We start from the raw sequence: 15,863 nt of genomic DNA, 5'->3' as shown, positions 1-15,863 counted from the left end.
CTTCACTTTTCGGGCAGCACACCTTCCTCGCGATAAAAGCGCGCGGCGCCTGGATGGAGCGGAATCGGCAGATTGGCAACGGCATCCGCCATCAGCTCTTGCCGCGCCGCCTCTTCCGCTGCCTTGTCGTGCTTTTTCGGCAAGGGCGATGCCTCGTCGGCGGCTGGCAGAAACTCGCGATTACCCGGCTCGAAAAGCGCCTTCGTCATGTCATGGACCAGCGCCGGATCAGCATTGGCGTTGCATACCCAGACGGCGCTGAGCGCCAGCGTGTCGAGCGCAGGCGCAAAGCGATAGGCTTCCGCATCGATATGCAGCGGGCTCAACTCGCGATGCGAGTCCACAAGTTTTGCCGTCGCTTCGCCATCTATGGGGACAAGGTCGATGGCGCCGCGAGCTGCAAGGTCGGCGACAAGCGGGTCCGGCACAGCAGCGATCAGAAAGAACGCATCAAGCTGGCCATGCAGCATCATATCGGACGCGCGTGCCGGCCCCTCACGCACGATCTCGACATTCCTTGCCGTCAGGTCATAGCCACGCAAAATCAAGAGCACGACATCGGTGGTCCCCGACGCCTTGTCGCCCACCGAAACGCGCTTGCCTGCCAGATCGGCAAGCGTATGGATATTTGCACCCCGGCTCGCGACCAGATGAACCGCCTCGCGGCGAATGCTCGCAATCGCCCGCAGATTGGCGAAACGCTTCTCGCCGCTGAATGGCCCCGCGGCCCGCGACGCCTCGGCAAGCGTGGTCGATCGAACGAGAGCGGATTCGAAATGTCCGGCACTCACCGCCCTCACATTGGCAACCGAGCCTGACGAGGATTTGACCACCGCGACCAGCCCTTCAACGCCGCAGGGACTCCCAGGCTCGCAGGGGCCTGCATCCGGCGGGCGGCTGATGATCGCGGCGAGCCTGCGCCCAAGGCCGAAATAAGGACTGTCGGAAGCTCCGGCGCCGATACGAAAGAAGGTGATCTTTTCCGTGCCCTCGTCGAGGGTCACGGGCCCGCGCTCATAAAGAAGCGCCAGAAAGCCGGCGATCAGGGCCACAGCCGCCCCGCCGATAAACCAGCGCGCCAGCGGGCGCTTCGCGGTCTCGCCTACCCGGGCCTTGATGCTCGACCAGAACGCCATTCGGCTAGCTTCCTCCCTCCGCCCGGCGAGCGGCGCCGCATACCTCATGCAACCCGCAGCTTGCCAGAGTAGCGCCGAAAAGCGAGGCAATCCGCCGGAACTTATAATTAAGGCTTTCTTGACGGGTACTCAGCCAAAATCGCTATCGATCGGTAGAGGTCCAAGTCAGGACACATAGACCTATGGACAGCATCAAGAAATTCAGAGCCCGCTCAGGGGCGACACGCCTTCTCATGGCTTCGACGGCGCTTGCCACAGCGCTCGCGCTTTCAGCCTGCGCCACCACGCAAGGCCCCGGCGCCGATGCGGGTCAGAACGGACCGGCCGCCGCCGCCCAGCCGGCAAGCAAACCCTCCACGCAGGACGTCGAAAAGATTCGCGAGGCCGCGATCACCTCCACCAAGACGGAGGATTACATCTCGGCCGCCGCGTACTGGGGCAATCTCTATGAGCGCCAGCAGGACGACCCCGATACGGCCGTCAATTATTCCAAGGCGCTGCGCCAGATAGGCTCCATCGATCAGGCAGGCACCGTGATGCAGCGCGCCAAGGATCTTCATGGCGACAGCGCCGAAGTGCAGGCCGAATATGGAAAGGTGCTGGCCGCGAGCGGTCGCGCCGATCAGGCGGTGCCGGTTCTCAACCGCGCCGCCGCGCTCGCCCCGAAGGACTGGACCATTCTCTCCGCCGCCGGCGTCGCGCTCGATCAGACGGGCCGCTATGCGGAAGCACAGGAAAAATACAAGGCGGCGTTGACGCTCGATCCCGGCAACCCCTCTGTCCTCACCAATCTCGGCCTCTCCTATGCGCTGCAGGGCGATCTCGACCATGCCGAACAGACCCTGAGGCAGGCGGTGGCCGATCCCCGGGCAACCGCCAGCGCGCGGCAGAACCTCGCCGTCGTGCTCGGCCTCAAGGGTAATTTCGAGGAGGCGTCGCGCATCGCACGGGCCGACCTGCCCGCCGAAGTCGCCGAGAACAACATCGCCTATTTGCGTGAAATGCTGACGCAGCCCGCGCTCTGGAAGCAGATGGAAAAACTCGACAAGCCAGCCACGGCAGCGACGGCGACAGCGGATCAGGTGTCCGAAATGCCGCCGGCGACCACCACATCTCTCCACTGACGAAGTGGAATCCACTCACGAAAAAAGGCGCCTCACCGGGCGCCTTTTTATTTATCGCTACCACCTTTGCCGATCAGGCCAGATGCAACACATTGATGACCGCCGGGCCGAGGATGACGCAGAAGAGCACGGGCAGAAAGAAGGCAATCATCGGCACGGTCAGCTTCGGTGGAAGAGCCGCCGCCTTTTTCTCGGCTTCCATCATGCGCATGTCGCGATTTTCCTGCGCCATGACGCGGAGCGCCGTTCCAAGCGGTGTGCCGTAACGCTCGGCCTGAATAAGGCTCGTCACCACTGCCTTCACGCCGTCAAGCCCGGTGCGCCGGGCAAGATTCTCATATGCCTTGCGACGCTCCGGCAGATAGGACAGTTCGGCAGTCGTCACGGTGAGTTCTTCCGCAAGCTCCACCGACTGGCTGCCGATCTCGCCAGCGACCTTCTGGAACGCCGCTTCGACGGACATGCCGGATTCGACGCAGATCAGCAGAAGGTCGAGCGCGTCTGGGAACGCCTTCTTGATCGATTCCTGACGCCGCGCGATGACGTTCTGCACAAAGACGTTTGGCAGGTAGAAGCCGAAGAAAGCGCCCGCAGCCGCGATGAAGAAGCGCCCCATCGTCCCCTGGCCAAAGCTGTTGACGAAATGGAGATAGCCAAGCACGACCAGGAACAGCGCCGGCGGCATCACGAAGCGGAAGAAAATGAAGGTGTAGATCGGCCCCTGTCCACGGAACCCGGCCTGACGGAGCTTTTCCTTCACTTCCTCGTTTTCGAGCATGCGCGCATGCCCGAACTTCTCGACGATCTGCTTGGTAAAACCCTTGGGCGTCTGGCGCAGACGGTTCTTCTCCATCTGCATCTGCTCGCGATGACGCTGTCGCAGCGCCTCGCGCTCCGTGGCCGCCGCCTTCATGCGGGCACCGAGCTTATCGGTTTCGAGCAGCGGCATGGCGAGCGTCAGGATGGTCGCGAAAGCGGCGACGCCGACGAGCAGCATCACACCCGTTTCGAGATTGAACGCATCTGCAATCAGGGAATACATGGCCGCGCCCTCAGAAGTTGAAGTTGATCATCTTGCGCATCACAAGAATGCCCATGCCCATCCAGCACAGTCCGCCGACGATGATCATATGGCCGGGACGCGTGGTGATGAGCGGCTCGAGATAGGTCGGCGCGGAAAAATAGAGAATGGCCATGACGCCCGGGGGAAGCACGCCGATGATTGCGGCCGAGGATTTGGCTTCCTGCGAGATCGCAATAATCTTGGCGCGCATGCGCTTGCGGTCGCGCAACACCTTTGAGAGATTGTTCAGTGCTTCAGCGAGGTTGCCGCCCGTCTTCTGCTGGATGGCGAGAACGATCTGAAAGAAGTTCACCTCGGCGAGCGGCATGCGTTCAAAGACCTTGGCGAGCCCCTGATCGAGGGAGACACCGACGCGCTGCCCTTCGACAAGGCCCTGGAACTCGGTGCGCACGGGCTCGGCGGCTTCCGTCGCGATGATCTTCAGACAGTCGTTGATCGGAAGGCCCGCCTTGACGCCGCGCACGATGACGTCGATCGCATTCGCGAATTCGGCGAGAAACGCCTTCTGCCGGCGCGAGATGATAAATCCCAGAATCCAGCGCGGCAGGCCGAGCGCCCCCGCGAAGGCGGCCCCGAGGCCGACCAGAGGCGAATAACCCATGAACATGACCAGCGCCGCGCAGATGAGGCCGGAGGTCGCGCTCAGCATGTAAAAGTTCCGCGGCGTCATCTCAAGGCCGGCGCGTTCGAGCTTCAGCCGCAGCGTAACCTTCTGCTGCGCCTTCTGCTTCTGCTCGATGCTCTTGAGCGTTTCCTGAACCTGCTTGCGACGCTTGTCGTTGCCGTCGGCATCTGCCTCCGCGGATTTGCCGCGACTGCGTTCGCCGCCGGCCACGCGCGCCACGCGCTTCGAGGTATTGTTGCTACCGCCCACAAACGCGAATCCGACGCCGCCGATGCAGAGCGCGGCGAGCATTGCGATGCCTGTGACGAGGAGCGTTGTCTGGTCCATGGTCCCCCTCCTCAGGCTTGCGCGCGGTCGAGCGCGGCGGCCAGCGCATGATGCTGATTGTAGTAGCGCGCGCGATCCCAGAAGGCTGGCCGGGCGATACCCGTCGACTTGTGCCTGCCCTTGAGCTTGCCCGTCTCATCTTCGCCTTCGATGTCGTAGATGAAGAGGTCCTGCGTGATGATGACGTCGCCTTCGGTGCCCAACACCTCAGTGATATGGGTGATGCGGCGTGAACCGTCGCGCAGACGCGCGGCCTGAATGATCACGTCGATCGACCCTGTGATCATCTCACGGATGGTCTTCGAGGGCAGGTTATAACCGCCCATCGTGATCATGCTTTCGAGACGCGACAGAGCTTCACGCGGGCTGTTGGCGTGCAACGTTCCCATCGAACCGTCGTGACCGGTATTCATGGCCTGAAGAAGGTCGAATGCTTCGGGTCCGCGGACCTCGCCCACGATGATGCGTTCGGGACGCATACGCAGGCAGTTGCGCACGAGTTCCGTCATGGTGATCTGGCCCTGACCTTCGAGGTTCGGCGGCCTTGTTTCCAGACGCACCACGTGAGGCTGCTGAAGCTGCAGTTCGGCAGCGTCCTCACAGGTGATCACACGCTCGTCGGTATCGATATAGGCGGTGAGGCAGTTGAGAAGCGTCGTCTTGCCAGAGCCCGTACCGCCGGAGATCAGAACGTTGCAGCGAACCTTGCCGATAATGCCGAGCACTTCCGCGCCTTCGGGCGAAATCGACTTGTATTCGACAAGATTCTGCAGCGTGAGCTTGTCGCGGCGGAACTTACGAATGGTGAGCGCCGGGCCATCGATCGACAGGGGCGGCACGATGACGTTGACGCGGCTGCCGTCGGGCAAGCGCGCGTCGCAGATGGGGCTTGCTTCGTCAACGCGACGGCCGACCTGGCTCACAATGCGCTGACAGATGTTCATCAGCTGACTGTTGTCGCGGAAGCGGACGCTGGTCAGCTCGACCTTGCCGCCGACTTCGATGAAGGTCCGGTCGGCACCATTGACCATGATGTCGGCAATGTCGTCACGCGCAAGCAGCGGCTCCAGCGGACCATAACCAAGAACGTCGTTGCAGATATCCTGAAGCAGGGCTTCCTGCTCGGAAATCGACATGACGACATTCTTGATCGATAGGATCTCGTTGACGATGTCACGGATTTCCTCGCGTGCGCTCTCCGAGTCGAGCTGCGCGAGCTGGGTGAGATCGATCGTATCGATCAGCGCATTAAAGATTGTCGTCTTGATCTGATAGTAGTTCTCGGACCGCGTATCCGCAGGCTTTGCGCGGGGCGGCGCAGGCGGCGGCGCATTGCGCGCGGCGACAGGCTTCGCAGCTGCGGCGGAAGGTGCCTCGGCTGCTGAAGCCGCGCTTGTCGGCGCGGGAGCGACAGGCTTCCGGGGAGCCGACTGGGTATCATTGCGCCGTCCAAACACGCGTTACTCCTCCGGATCAGCCCTTGCGGGTCAGCCGCTTCAGGAATGGGAAGATTGATGACCCGGCTGGCTTGACGGGCTGGGCCTGACGACCGCACAGCTGCTTGGCGAGAAAGCGGAAGCCTTCCGTCGCCTTGCCCTTCGGATCGAGCTCTTCGACCATCTGCCCGTTATTCGCCGCCGTGCCGAACAACGCAGGGTTGAACGGCAGCACCAGCGTCGGCTCGACACCGATCGCCTGCGCGAAGTCCTTCACCGGAATTTCGGGCCGCTTCGGAACGCCGACCTGATTGATGACCACATGGGGCGTGAAATCATTGGCGCGCATCTGTCTGGCAAGGTCGATGATGTTCTTCGTATTGCGCAGACTCGCGAGGTCCGGCGTCGCCGTGATGACGATGTCGTCGGCGGCAAGAAGCAGCTTCTTCGTCCAGGACGACCAGACATGCGGCAGGTCAACGATGACGCAAGGCACGGTCTCGCGCACGATCTCGAGGACGGACTCATAAGCCTCGCTATCCATGTCGAAATCGCGGTCGAGAACGGCGGGCGCGGCGAAGAGGCTCAGGTGGTCCGAGCACTTTACCAGCAGCCGGTCGAGCAGCACGTCGTCAAGGCGCTCCGGCGTCGTCAGCGCATCGGCGATGCCTTGCGCGGGATCCTGATTGAAATCGAGACCCGCGGTGCCGAAGGGAAGATCGAGATCGGTGATGATCACGTCTTCCTGCATGCGCGTCGAGATGCACCAGCCGACATTATGCGCGATGGTGCTGGAGCCCGTACCGCCCTTCGCGCCCATGAAGGCGATGGACCGTCCGATCGGCGGGGCATCCGGGTCTGCATAAAGGCGAGAGACCGCCTCGATGATCTGCATCGGCTGCAGCGGGCTCACGAGATACTCGTTCACGCCCTGGCGGATCATCTCGCGATAGACGGAAACGTCATTCAGATGACCAACGACGACGACCTTCGTGCCGGCATCGCAAACCTCGGCAAGGGCCGCCAGATCGCTGAAAAGGTCAGCTTCGCCGCGCTTCGTCTCGACGAGAATGAGATTCGGCGTGCCGTTCTGCTGATACTGTTCCACGGCCGCCTTGATGCCGCCCATGTGAACGGTCAAATGAGCCTTCGCAAGACGCCGGTCTTCGCCCGCGCGCTGGATGGCGCTGCCGGTCTCGGGCAGCTCGCAAAAAGCATGGATCGTGATCCGCGGCACGGGCTTCATGACCGGAGAGGGAGCTTCCTCTTCCGGCATCGGCGGTGCTTCCATCGCTTGCTTACGCGCTATGCTCATTTGCTGACCTCACTCACCGCTGCGGAATCCTGCCCGTCACGCTTCGTCGCTGTAATTTCACCCTGGCGATACTTGCCGAGAACTTCGGTCGAACGCTGCGCGTCCCTCGGCGTGCTGTCGCGCGGCGTCACCAGATCGCCTGGATCGGCAACAAGCACCGCAAGATTGTTCTGACTGGCGCAACCGAAATTGGGCGGAGACCCGTTCGTCGGATCGTCCGCATAGTCGCTCGACCAGTCTCCGCAGGCGCTCGGTTTGGCGACATAGCGATTGTAGGAAAGAATAATCGGCGCATCGGCGCTGGAAGCCGAAGCTGCATAAGAGGTGTAGTTTACGGCGTCCGTCGAGACACCCTTGTCCGACAGCGTATCGCGAATATCGACGAGTACGTTCATTGCCGTCGTCGTGTTGGCGGAGCCCGACGGCGTCGATACGGTGAGCGCGCCATGTCCGCGCTCCTTGTAGGCGACGGCAAAGCTCGCAACGTCGCGGCGCTCCTGATCGGTCAGGGCCGACTTCGAACGCGGCGCGGGAACGCTGAGCGTCGGGACATCGCGATCCACCGAAATTGGGTGACGATATTCAGGCTCCTGATAGGCCATTTCGGCTCCGTTGAAGCCACCGCCGCAACCCGTGACCGAGAGGGCGATAGCAACGGGCAGAAGATGCCGCGCGATACGGAAGGACAACACATGACTCATTTGGTCCACGGCTCCCATCAATCCACCACGAACCCAACCGGGCCCTTCAACTTCTTGTCCGTCGGCGCGCTGCCGTTCGTGCCGTAAGTTGCGTTGAGACGGCCCATGAGAATCGTGTCCATGTCGCTTGCTGGTGCATAGCCATCCGTCGGCAGCGCAATCTTCTTGCGGTTCGTCGGGTCGACGATGTACGGCGTCACGACGACAACGAGTTCCGTTTCGTTCTTCTGATAGTCGCGGCTCCGGAAGAGCGCGCCGAGAACCGGCACGTCCTTCGCACCCGGAACGCCGTCGATGTTCTGCTTCGTCTTGTCGGAGAGAAGACCGGCCATAACGAGAGATCCACCGGAGGGAAGCTCAAGCGTCGTTTCGGCGCGCCGGACATTGAGGCCGGGAATGCTCATGCCCTGAGAAACGATCGCGCCCGACGTCGTCAACTCGCTGACTTCGGTCGAAATCTTCAGGCTGATCCGGCCTTCGCTCAACACCACCGGCGTAAACGCAAGACCGACACCGAAAGGCTTGTAGGAAACTGTGATGTTGCCCTGGTTGTCCTTGGAGACAGGGATCGGGAATTCACCGCCCGCGAGGAATTTTGCGCTTTCCCCAGAAATCGCCGTTAGCGTCGGCTCGGCGAGCGTCCGGACAATTCCGTCCTCCTCAAATGCCTTTAACGTCTGATCAATGGATAGTCTTCTGCTCCTCCATGAAAGAGGACTTTTCAGCGTAGCCCCACCAAGCTCTCCCTGAAGGGAGAAGCCATTTGTGGTTACGAGACTTGCGGCAAACTTCCCCAAGGTCAGCGCACTCGACAGATCGATGCCGAGCTGCTTGATGACGTTGCGCTGCATTTCCGCAACGGTCACCTTCAGCATGACCTGTTCCTTGCTGTCGACCGCAAGCATGTTCAGCACCTGCTCAGTCTTGCCGACATAGCGCTCGGCGAGATCGCGCGCCTTGTCGGCGTCGCTCGAATTGGCGACGGTACCCGACAGAACGATGTGATCGTTCATCGCCTGAACATCGATCTTCGCATCGGGCAGATAGTGGCGAAGCGCATCCCGGAGTCCGGTCAGATCGCGTTCGACGCGAATTTCGAGATCGAGGATCTGCTGACCCTTGTCATTGAAGAAGAATGCGTTGGTCTGCCCGACCGTCAGGCCGATCAGATAGGTACGCGTGGCGGAACGTACGACGGCATCGACGACTTTCGGATCGGAAACCAGAACGTCGCGTGCCGCAACGGGCAACTCGACGATGGCAGCCTTGTTGAGACCGAGCACAACCGAGCGCGACGTCTTGCCGGACCCGCCGGTTTCAATCTTCACATAGTCGGCGTTGCTCACCGCGGCGTTGGCCGGAACGGCGATGGCGCAAGCAGCAAGCATCGTTACCAACAGTCGGCTTGCGCGAAGAATGCTCATGATCTTGCCTGTGACCAAACTCATGACGCTTACCTCACCCGTACCGTTTTTTCCGTGCCATACCGCACAACCCGGATCATCGTGCTTTCGGTCTTGGCCGCCTGATCGTCGGCAACCACTTTGTCCGCTTCGGCAATGCTGCGCAGAGAGAGCGAAATGGTTCCGTCAATTTGAGCAGCCGCGAGCACCTCGACCTGCTGGCCGCTCAGCTCAAGCGTCGCCGTCCGACCCACGGTGGCCTGATCGCCGTCTTCCTTGAAACGCTGATCGATGGCGAGAACCCGAACATTGCGCAGAATGGTTTCCGCGCGCGCGACGTCCTTGCCTTCGACGCCGCTCTCGCGGACCTTGTGCGTCAACACCACATCGACGTGATCGTTAGGCAGGATGAAGCCGCCGGCACTCGTTTCCGCGGCAACCGGAACCGCGACAGCCCGCATGCCAGGCGCGATCAGCGCCGACATGAAGCCGCCCTTGTCCAGGCTGACGAGCTTTGTTTCGATGATCGGCTCGCCGTTCGAGATCTGCATGCGCGCGACACTACCCGCGAACTGGTCGATGGCGTTGGGTTTTACGGCCTTCGTAATGAGCTCCGGCGCGAGCTGACCTTCGGGCCATGCCTGCCAGCGCAGGCTGCCGCCGGTTACGCGCTCGCCACGCTCAATATTCGAGGCAGCCACCAGGACTTCAACAGCCGGAGCCGCCGCGACGGGTTCGGCCTTGTCGGACTTGTGCGAGACAAGACCACGGGCCAACAGTGCTGCAAGCCCCGCCGCTACCACCGCCAGAATCAACACACCCATGCGCGCCGCGTTCACGTCTCAGTTCCTTTCGTCCGGTGCGACAAACTTGTCCACCAAAGCCCCTCAGGCTCTTATCCCAGAGAGATCACCATCCGGAAAACATCCGTATCCGGAAATATAATCAGTCCCGCCGCCGCCAATGCGAGCCCATAAGGCACGCCCTCCTTGCGATCGTGCAGCCGCGCGATCCAGTTCACGCGGAAGAGAAAGCCCGGCAGCGGCATGTTTCTGTAAAAAAGGATCAGCAATGTCAGGACACCGCCGAAAATGCTCGCGACGAGGAGATAGGGCAGCGCCTGTCCCCAACCCACCCAGAGAGAGGCCGCCGCCACAAACTTCGCGTCGCCGCCGCCGATCCAGCCCATGGCGAACGCCGCCATGCCGACAAGCAGAAGCGCAAGACCCGCGGAAGCATGCAGCGCTATTTCCGAAAGCGGCACACCGACAAGCGGCGCCGTAATGAAGAAAGCGAGCGCAAGACCCAGCGTCAGCCAGTTCGGGATCGTCATGGTCGTGAGATCTCGAATTCCGGCGAAGATCATCGCGGCTGCGAAAACGACAATCGGCAATATGCTCAGCACAGCAACGCCCCGATTTCTGTTGGCGGATCGGCAGACCTCTACCGATCAACTTTTCTGTTCGTTTTGAATTTTGAACCTGAGCCGTAAATTTGGCGTAAACAGCGGCTTTCATTGGTGAACGAAGCGTTAAAAATAAAACCGCCAGATCCCGTTGCCAGGATCTGGCGGTTTTCAGAAACGCTCGGTACCGGCGGACGTGGCAGAGGGCTGCTAGCCGCCGTTACTCCGAGTTAGCCCTTGATCGCCGTATCGACCTTGGTGAACGTCGCGCTGATATCGGTACCCAGCGACGTAACGATCATGGCGATGGCAACGGCGATACCGGCGGCAATCAGGCCGTATTCGATCGCGGTCGCACCGGATTCATTCTTCGCAAAAGCTTTCAGAAACTGACCCATTACAAGTCTCCTTCACATATGTGGCTTCTCGACAGCATCAATCTCCTCAGCCCCGCCGGGAGATAGCCCGCTCTGGGGCCGACAAGGAGCCTAGCGATCCTTCATTACTTGAATACTAACAATCACGTTCGAGTTGCCTAAAATACGGCCATTTTTTTGGTTGTTTTCTGTATTCAACAGAACTATTTATGTATTCATACGCATGACAAAGAATATCTTGCCTCAACTTTTCAAATAAAACAGAAGTGGCATTCGAAACAAGGTTACTTAGGGGTTAAACGCCGCGCGATTACCCTGCGGCGTGCGCATCCCCATTCAGCGCAATGCGCAGATACAGGTCAGCAGCGACACAGACGCGCCGCAGCCGATTATTACGAAATATGTAAGGGGAGCCCGCGTCAGCGAGCGTCACAGATACGGCGCAGCGCCGCTTCGTTCCTGATCCAGAGTCCCGGATAATCGCGCTCGGCGATTTCGAGCCGCACGAGCTCGGCAATTGCGCCTGCGACGACTTCTTCGGTGGTCGACAGACGATCCGCAAGTTCGCGGTGGCGCGGCAGACGCGGCACGATGAGGCCGCCCCGAGCATCACCCTGCGCGCGCGGCTCCGCCAGCGCGAGAAGTTCGGCATAGACGCGCTGAGCTCCGGTTGCGCCGGGCTGACTTTCCGAGGCGGCGCTGGTGGCAGCCTCGCGAGCGCGCAGCATCTTTGCATATTGAAACAGAAGAGCACGCGAGACGGATTCCTGGCGCGTGAGCAATTCGGAGAAGCGCGCCTCTGGCAGCAGCGCGATCAGCGTGTCGTCGCGGGCAATCGCGGTGAGGTCGCCATCGTCCAGGCCGAGTATTCCGGTTTCGCCGAACTGGCCGCCGGCAAAGACATCGACATAGGAAATGCGGCCGGCCGCGCCCGTGGGCCGCGCAAGACGCACCGAGCCCGAGACGATGAAAACCACATCGCCGCGCGTGCCGCCCTGCCCCGCCGAAAAAATAATGTCGTTGCGCGCATAGGACCGCCAGTCACATTCGGCGGAAAGCAACGCCAGCTCCCGTGGCTCCAGATCGGCCAGAATGCGGATACCGCGCAGGCTTTTCGACTTCTCGGGGGAAGATTGGGTCGTGCGGTCCGTTCCGAACATTTGCGCCTCCAATTGCAACATGAAATTAAGGCGGCCGCCTTAATCTGCGGTAAAGACGCCGCTCGGTGAAAGGGTCAACAAATCATTCACCCCTTGGCCTTAGGCTCCATACACATAACGGCGAACTGGTCGCCGCCCGAAAGAGATGGCCATCCCATGCTTTCAACTTCCCGCAAAACTCTCCGGCTCGCCGGTTGTGCCGCCCTTGCCCTCGGCTTCCTTTCGAGCGGCGCTGAGGCTGGCAATTTCAAGGTTGAACTCAACGAGCAGAAGGTGCTTCACCTTGCCGCTCCGATCGCAACCGTCATGGTTGGCAACCCGGCCATCGCCGATGTTCTGGTCGAGAACTCCCAGACCGTCTATGTCCTGGGCCGCAGCTACGGCAAGACCAATTTCATTGCCCTGGACGCAGCGGGCAAACAGATCGTGCAATATGATCTCGATGTCGTCGCTCAGTCGGGCGGTGTCGTTACCCTCGTTCGCGGTACGGGCCAGGCAACCTACAGCTGCTCGCCGCGCTGCGAGCCGGTTCTGAATCCAAGCGACTCAGGCGAAAGTTTCTCCAAGACCCTCAATCAGTCGAGCGCGCTGGCAGGTGCCGCGAGCGGCGCCGCGACAAGCGCCAGCGCTGCCCAGACCCCCCAGTAATACGCCTGCCAAACAAACCAAACGGCCCGCCTTGAAAAGGCGGGCCGCTTTTGTTGGCTGACTATTATTGGCTGATGCGGAGATTGGAAATCGACGTCGCGATCGCCGTAAAGATCGAATCGAGCTGACTTGCGCTCGATACGTCGTAGTAATAACCCGTGCCCGACGAGCAGGCGGACAGAAGCGTGGCGTTTCCATCCAGCGTGCGGATCGTATAGACCGTGATGCCGGCGTTCTTGATGGCACTGCAGACAAGGGCGGTGCGCACATCCGCGCCCGAACATATGTTCATGCCGTCGCAAGTCACCGCTCCCTGACGATAGTAAGTATTGTCGCCGTCAGTCAGGAAGATCAGCACCTTGTTGATCTTCTTGGGGTCCGCCGCTGCCGCCGTCGAGAGGGGCATGCCCTGCGTCAGCATGTTCCAGCCCCAGACGAGTCCGATCGTCGTGTTGGTCGAGCCGCCGGCCGTCATCGCATTGATCTTGCTCGTCAGCGCCGTCCAATCATAGGAGAGCGACATCAGCGACTGCAGGCTGCAACTATTGTTGTAGCTGTTCGCAGTATCGGCCGGATAAAGTGTCGTTGAATCGCTGGTCGAAGGCGGCGTCACCGACACGTCATTGTCCTCGTCGCGATCGGTAACACACCCCTTCCAGCCCGTCTTGCTGACGGTTTTGGTCGACGTGGTGTCGGTACAGGTCGTGCGGCCCCATGTCCTGGTGCAGGTTTGCGACGGGTAGGTCCAGCTCCATTTGAGCCAGCTCGCAGAACTGTTCGACGAACCGACATTGACGTCTGTCGTAAAGGGAATGATCGCAACCTTGACGTCGCCGGCGTTCGGCGCCGAGTTCTGCAGGACCGTCAGGAAGCTCTTTGCCGCCGTCTGAAGCGAGGAGAGCTTGCTGCTTTGTGACATCGAGCCGGTATTGTCGAAGACCAGCGCCACCTCCAGCTTCTTGCCCAGCTTGGTGATCTCTGAGGTTGCGGCAATGCTCATGCTGTTGATGCCGACAATGCCCATGATCGCAGTCGGCATCGACGCGGAGGCGGCAAGCGTGACCTTCGCAGTGGTGGACGTCACCGTCAGAGTGCCGGGAACACCGATTTTTGTCGCCGGATAATTGGCATTGAAAAAGTTCTGAGCGGTCGTCTGTATCTGGGCGTTCGTAAGGCCCGTCATGCCCGCGACAGCGAGGCCCGCGGCATCGAGCGCCTTCGTCATGCGCTGCTTGACGACATAAGCGCGCGAAATGTCGATGGCCGCGCCGACGGCAATGAGGATCGGGATGACAGATAGAGCGAAGAGGATCGCATAGCTGCCGCGCGCGTCCGAAATGAAGCGGCGCAGCAAGGATGGGCGCCGCGCTGGGCGCATTGAAGTTGGAGTCTGGTTCCGCATGGCCTTGGCCCCGGCAATATGAAATGCAGGGCGATGATGTGATGCCAGCAGTTAACGCAACATCAACTTTCACGTTGCAACTCTAGGCATCTCCGCGAAATGCGCGAGCTTCCCCGCGGCAGTCCGCCCGCCTCATTGCCGTTCGGCGATACTTCCATTTGCGCATGGAAAGTTAACGAGGCATCAAGAATCTACCGCCAACATGGACGTGGACGGTCAATCCACGCCGGGCCGACGATGCCTGAAGCATCGCAGCGACGTGCCGAGAACCCGAGGCGAGTATCTGGCGATGACGCAAAACGAAAGCACCAAAAGGAACGGCCTCCTGCGCCGCTTCGCGCGCGCCAATCGTGCGAGCGTGGCCGTCGAATTCGCCCTGACGGCGCTTCCCTTCTTCATGGTTCTTTTTGCCATCATCGAGGGCGGCCTCGTTTTCTTCGCCACGGCAACCCTCGAAAACGCGGTGACCGATGTGGGCCGCCTCATCCGCACCGGCCAGGCCCAGACAGGCAACATGACCTCGGCGCAGCTCGTTCAGAAGATCTGCAATGAAGTCGTCTTTGTCTCGAACTGCACCACCAACCTGAAGCTCGACGTGCGCACCTTTTCGAGCTTCTCGAGCGTGGCCTTTCCTTCGCCTGTCGACGCGAACGGAAAGATCGTCGACACGCTGCAATTCGATACCGGCAGCGCGGGCGACATCGTCCTTATCCGCGCCTTCTATGTCTGGAGTGTCATGAGCCCGCTACCAACGGGACTTGCGAACAATACGGGCAGTTCTCGCCTTATCCAGTCGAGCGTCGCATTCCGCAATGAACCCTATACGTCCTCCTGAGTGTTGCAGAGGCCCCGCCCATGAGTGCCCATTCCCGCAAAGAAGCCGCAGCACTGATGACAGCGCATGAACAGTCGCGCCGTTTCTGGCGAGACACGCGAGGGCTTGCCGCGGTTGAGTTCGCGATGATCCTGCCGATCATGCTGACGCTGTATTTCGGCACGCTGGAGACGGCGGACGCGCTCACCGCGTCGCGTCGCGTGGCCAATGTCGCGGAGACTGCCGCTGACCTTGTCGCCCAGGAGACCACGGTCAGCAGCGCCGACCTGAACGACGTCTTCGCGGCAAGCACCGCGATCCTTACGCCCTTTGACACGGCACCGATCAAGATCACGATCTCAAGCGTGGTGGCGAGCAGCAGCAACGTGACCACCATCGCCTGGAGCAGCGCTTATGGAGGTGCCACCGCCCGCACCGTGAATTCCAGCATCACTCTCCCGACCGGCCTCACCACCGCCAATTCCAGCGTCATCATGGCCGAGGTGACCTACAGCTACGTCTCCCCGATCGCCCATTTCATCGTCGGGCCGATCACCATGACCGAAACGGCCTATCTGCGCCCTCGCCGCTCGCTCACCGTCGCGAAGACCTCCTGAGCGGATCGATTCCGTCCGTTAACCAACATTCCCGCCTGCCCGATGCAAAACTGCCGCAGCCACCTTATGGGGCGGTAAAGGGCGGACCCATGTCCCGCCACCGGCGCGTCGGCGCTATCGCGCGCGGCAATGCGGCGGACTTTACCGGCGTGTGCGCCGCCAGGACGCGGCAAAGCCGATCGGCAGCCACAAGCGTCTGAAAATTATGGGAATTTTGCCGCAGGGGCGCTGGCGGAGGGAGAGAACTCTTCGACAAACTCGCTTAGCGGGTCGCTTCGCATTGGGTTGA

General features: G+C 60.9%; 16 protein-coding genes. 4 read left to right on the top strand and 12 right to left on the bottom strand.

The window, feature by feature from the left end:
* Positions 1-2: 2 nt before the first annotated feature.
* The gene (locus tag F2P47_RS01575) at positions 3-1,136 is read right to left on the bottom strand and encodes a TAXI family TRAP transporter solute-binding subunit (RefSeq protein WP_185680890.1); all 1,134 of its coding nucleotides are present in this window, start codon (positions 1,134-1,136) and stop codon (positions 3-5) included.
* 233 nt (positions 1,137-1,369) lie between these two features.
* Between F2P47_RS01575 and F2P47_RS01570 the strand changes: the two genes are divergently transcribed.
* On the top strand, positions 1,370-2,260 hold the full coding sequence (locus F2P47_RS01570) for a tetratricopeptide repeat protein (protein ID WP_185680889.1): 891 nt from the start codon (positions 1,370-1,372) through the stop codon (positions 2,258-2,260).
* Positions 2,261-2,333: 73 nt separating this feature from the next.
* Here the strand turns inward: F2P47_RS01570 and F2P47_RS01565 are convergent, their stop codons facing one another.
* From F2P47_RS01565 to F2P47_RS01520, 10 genes are all read right to left on the bottom strand, one after another.
* Positions 2,334-3,302 (bottom strand): type II secretion system F family protein, encoded by a 969-nt coding sequence (locus F2P47_RS01565; RefSeq protein WP_152214393.1) that lies wholly within the window; start codon positions 3,300-3,302, stop codon positions 2,334-2,336.
* Positions 3,303-3,312: 10 nt separating this feature from the next.
* Entirely contained in the window at positions 3,313-4,296 is a 984-nt protein-coding gene (locus F2P47_RS01560; protein ID WP_152214392.1) for a type II secretion system F family protein, read from the bottom strand.
* Positions 4,297-4,307: 11 nt separating this feature from the next.
* Positions 4,308-5,753 carry a TadA family conjugal transfer-associated ATPase gene (locus F2P47_RS01555; RefSeq protein WP_152214391.1) on the bottom strand — a complete coding sequence of 482 codons (1,446 nt, stop codon included), beginning with the start codon at positions 5,751-5,753 and terminating at the stop codon, positions 4,308-4,310.
* Between the two features lie 16 nt (positions 5,754-5,769).
* Positions 5,770-7,047 carry a CpaE/TadZ family protein gene (locus F2P47_RS01550; RefSeq protein WP_152214390.1) on the bottom strand — a complete coding sequence of 426 codons (1,278 nt, stop codon included), beginning with the start codon at positions 7,045-7,047 and terminating at the stop codon, positions 5,770-5,772.
* Positions 7,044-7,748 (bottom strand): CpaD family pilus assembly protein, encoded by a 705-nt coding sequence (locus tag F2P47_RS01545; protein WP_185680888.1) that lies wholly within the window; start codon positions 7,746-7,748, stop codon positions 7,044-7,046. The genes F2P47_RS01550 and F2P47_RS01545 overlap by 4 nt, the downstream gene beginning before the upstream one ends.
* 17 nt (positions 7,749-7,765) lie before the next feature.
* A complete protein-coding gene (locus F2P47_RS01540; RefSeq protein ID WP_152214388.1) occupies positions 7,766-9,196 on the bottom strand; it encodes a type II and III secretion system protein family protein in 1,431 nt (476 codons plus the stop codon).
* Between the two features lie 5 nt (positions 9,197-9,201).
* Complete coding sequence (cpaB, locus tag F2P47_RS01535) at positions 9,202-9,975, bottom strand: Flp pilus assembly protein CpaB (protein ID WP_246176688.1); 774 nt, start codon at positions 9,973-9,975, stop codon at positions 9,202-9,204.
* 71 nt (positions 9,976-10,046) lie between these two features.
* Entirely contained in the window at positions 10,047-10,556 is a 510-nt protein-coding gene (locus tag F2P47_RS01530) for an A24 family peptidase (protein ID WP_281349266.1), read from the bottom strand.
* A gap of 230 nt (positions 10,557-10,786) precedes the next feature.
* A complete protein-coding gene (locus F2P47_RS01525; protein WP_152214386.1) occupies positions 10,787-10,954 on the bottom strand; it encodes a Flp family type IVb pilin in 168 nt (55 codons plus the stop codon).
* A 398-nt stretch (positions 10,955-11,352) separates the two neighbouring features.
* Positions 11,353-12,093 (bottom strand): Crp/Fnr family transcriptional regulator, encoded by a 741-nt coding sequence (locus F2P47_RS01520; protein ID WP_185680887.1) that lies wholly within the window; start codon positions 12,091-12,093, stop codon positions 11,353-11,355.
* Positions 12,094-12,249: 156 nt separating this feature from the next.
* Here F2P47_RS01520 and F2P47_RS01515 point away from each other — a divergent pair, with 156 nt between their 5' ends.
* Positions 12,250-12,741 carry a pilus assembly protein N-terminal domain-containing protein gene (locus F2P47_RS01515; protein WP_152214384.1) on the top strand — a complete coding sequence of 164 codons (492 nt, stop codon included), beginning with the start codon at positions 12,250-12,252 and terminating at the stop codon, positions 12,739-12,741.
* A 64-nt stretch (positions 12,742-12,805) separates the two neighbouring features.
* On the opposite strand, the gene F2P47_RS01510 is transcribed toward F2P47_RS01515, so the two are convergent.
* A complete protein-coding gene (locus F2P47_RS01510; RefSeq protein WP_185680886.1) occupies positions 12,806-14,095 on the bottom strand; it encodes a vWA domain-containing protein in 1,290 nt (429 codons plus the stop codon).
* 337 nt (positions 14,096-14,432) lie between these two features.
* On the opposite strand from F2P47_RS01510, the gene F2P47_RS01505 reads away from it, so the two are divergent.
* Together F2P47_RS01505 and F2P47_RS01500 are read left to right on the top strand one after the other, a co-directional pair.
* Positions 14,433-14,978 carry a TadE/TadG family type IV pilus assembly protein gene (locus tag F2P47_RS01505; protein WP_185680885.1) on the top strand — a complete coding sequence of 182 codons (546 nt, stop codon included), beginning with the start codon at positions 14,433-14,435 and terminating at the stop codon, positions 14,976-14,978.
* A 20-nt stretch (positions 14,979-14,998) separates the two neighbouring features.
* Positions 14,999-15,574 carry a TadE/TadG family type IV pilus assembly protein gene (locus tag F2P47_RS01500; protein WP_152214381.1) on the top strand — a complete coding sequence of 192 codons (576 nt, stop codon included), beginning with the start codon at positions 14,999-15,001 and terminating at the stop codon, positions 15,572-15,574.
* The last annotated feature ends 289 nt before the right edge of the window (positions 15,575-15,863 follow it).

Origin of the sequence: Parvibaculum sedimenti (assembly GCF_009184905.1) — a bacterium.
In the GTDB taxonomy this organism is placed as follows: domain Bacteria; phylum Pseudomonadota; class Alphaproteobacteria; order Parvibaculales; family Parvibaculaceae; genus Parvibaculum; species Parvibaculum sedimenti.
The sequence above is the reverse complement of the archived record's forward strand: the minus strand, read 5'-3'. Positions and strand labels throughout refer to the sequence as shown.

Coding starts and splice junctions, on each gene's coding strand:
- F2P47_RS01575 (WP_185680890.1), bottom strand. CDS start 1,136: ATGGCGTTCTGGTCGAGCATCAAGGCCCGGGTAGGCGAGACCGCGAAG.
- F2P47_RS01570 (WP_185680889.1), top strand. CDS start 1,370: ATGGCTTCGACGGCGCTTGCCACAGCGCTCGCGCTTTCAGCCTGCGCC.
- F2P47_RS01565 (WP_152214393.1), bottom strand. CDS start 3,302: ATGTATTCCCTGATTGCAGATGCGTTCAATCTCGAAACGGGTGTGATG.
- F2P47_RS01560 (WP_152214392.1), bottom strand. CDS start 4,296: ATGGACCAGACAACGCTCCTCGTCACAGGCATCGCAATGCTCGCCGCG.
- F2P47_RS01550 (WP_152214390.1), bottom strand. CDS start 7,047: ATGAGCATAGCGCGTAAGCAAGCGATGGAAGCACCGCCGATGCCGGAA.
- F2P47_RS01545 (WP_185680888.1), bottom strand. CDS start 7,748: ATGAGTCATGTGTTGTCCTTCCGTATCGCGCGGCATCTTCTGCCCGTT.
- F2P47_RS01540 (WP_152214388.1), bottom strand. CDS start 9,196: ATGAGTTTGGTCACAGGCAAGATCATGAGCATTCTTCGCGCAAGCCGA.
- cpaB (WP_246176688.1), bottom strand. CDS start 9,975: ATGGGTGTGTTGATTCTGGCGGTGGTAGCGGCGGGGCTTGCAGCACTG.
- F2P47_RS01525 (WP_152214386.1), bottom strand. CDS start 10,954: ATGGGTCAGTTTCTGAAAGCTTTTGCGAAGAATGAATCCGGTGCGACC.
- F2P47_RS01520 (WP_185680887.1), bottom strand. CDS start 12,093: ATGTTCGGAACGGACCGCACGACCCAATCTTCCCCCGAGAAGTCGAAA.
- F2P47_RS01515 (WP_152214384.1), top strand. CDS start 12,250: ATGCTTTCAACTTCCCGCAAAACTCTCCGGCTCGCCGGTTGTGCCGCC.
- F2P47_RS01505 (WP_185680885.1), top strand. CDS start 14,433: ATGACGCAAAACGAAAGCACCAAAAGGAACGGCCTCCTGCGCCGCTTC.
- F2P47_RS01500 (WP_152214381.1), top strand. CDS start 14,999: ATGAGTGCCCATTCCCGCAAAGAAGCCGCAGCACTGATGACAGCGCAT.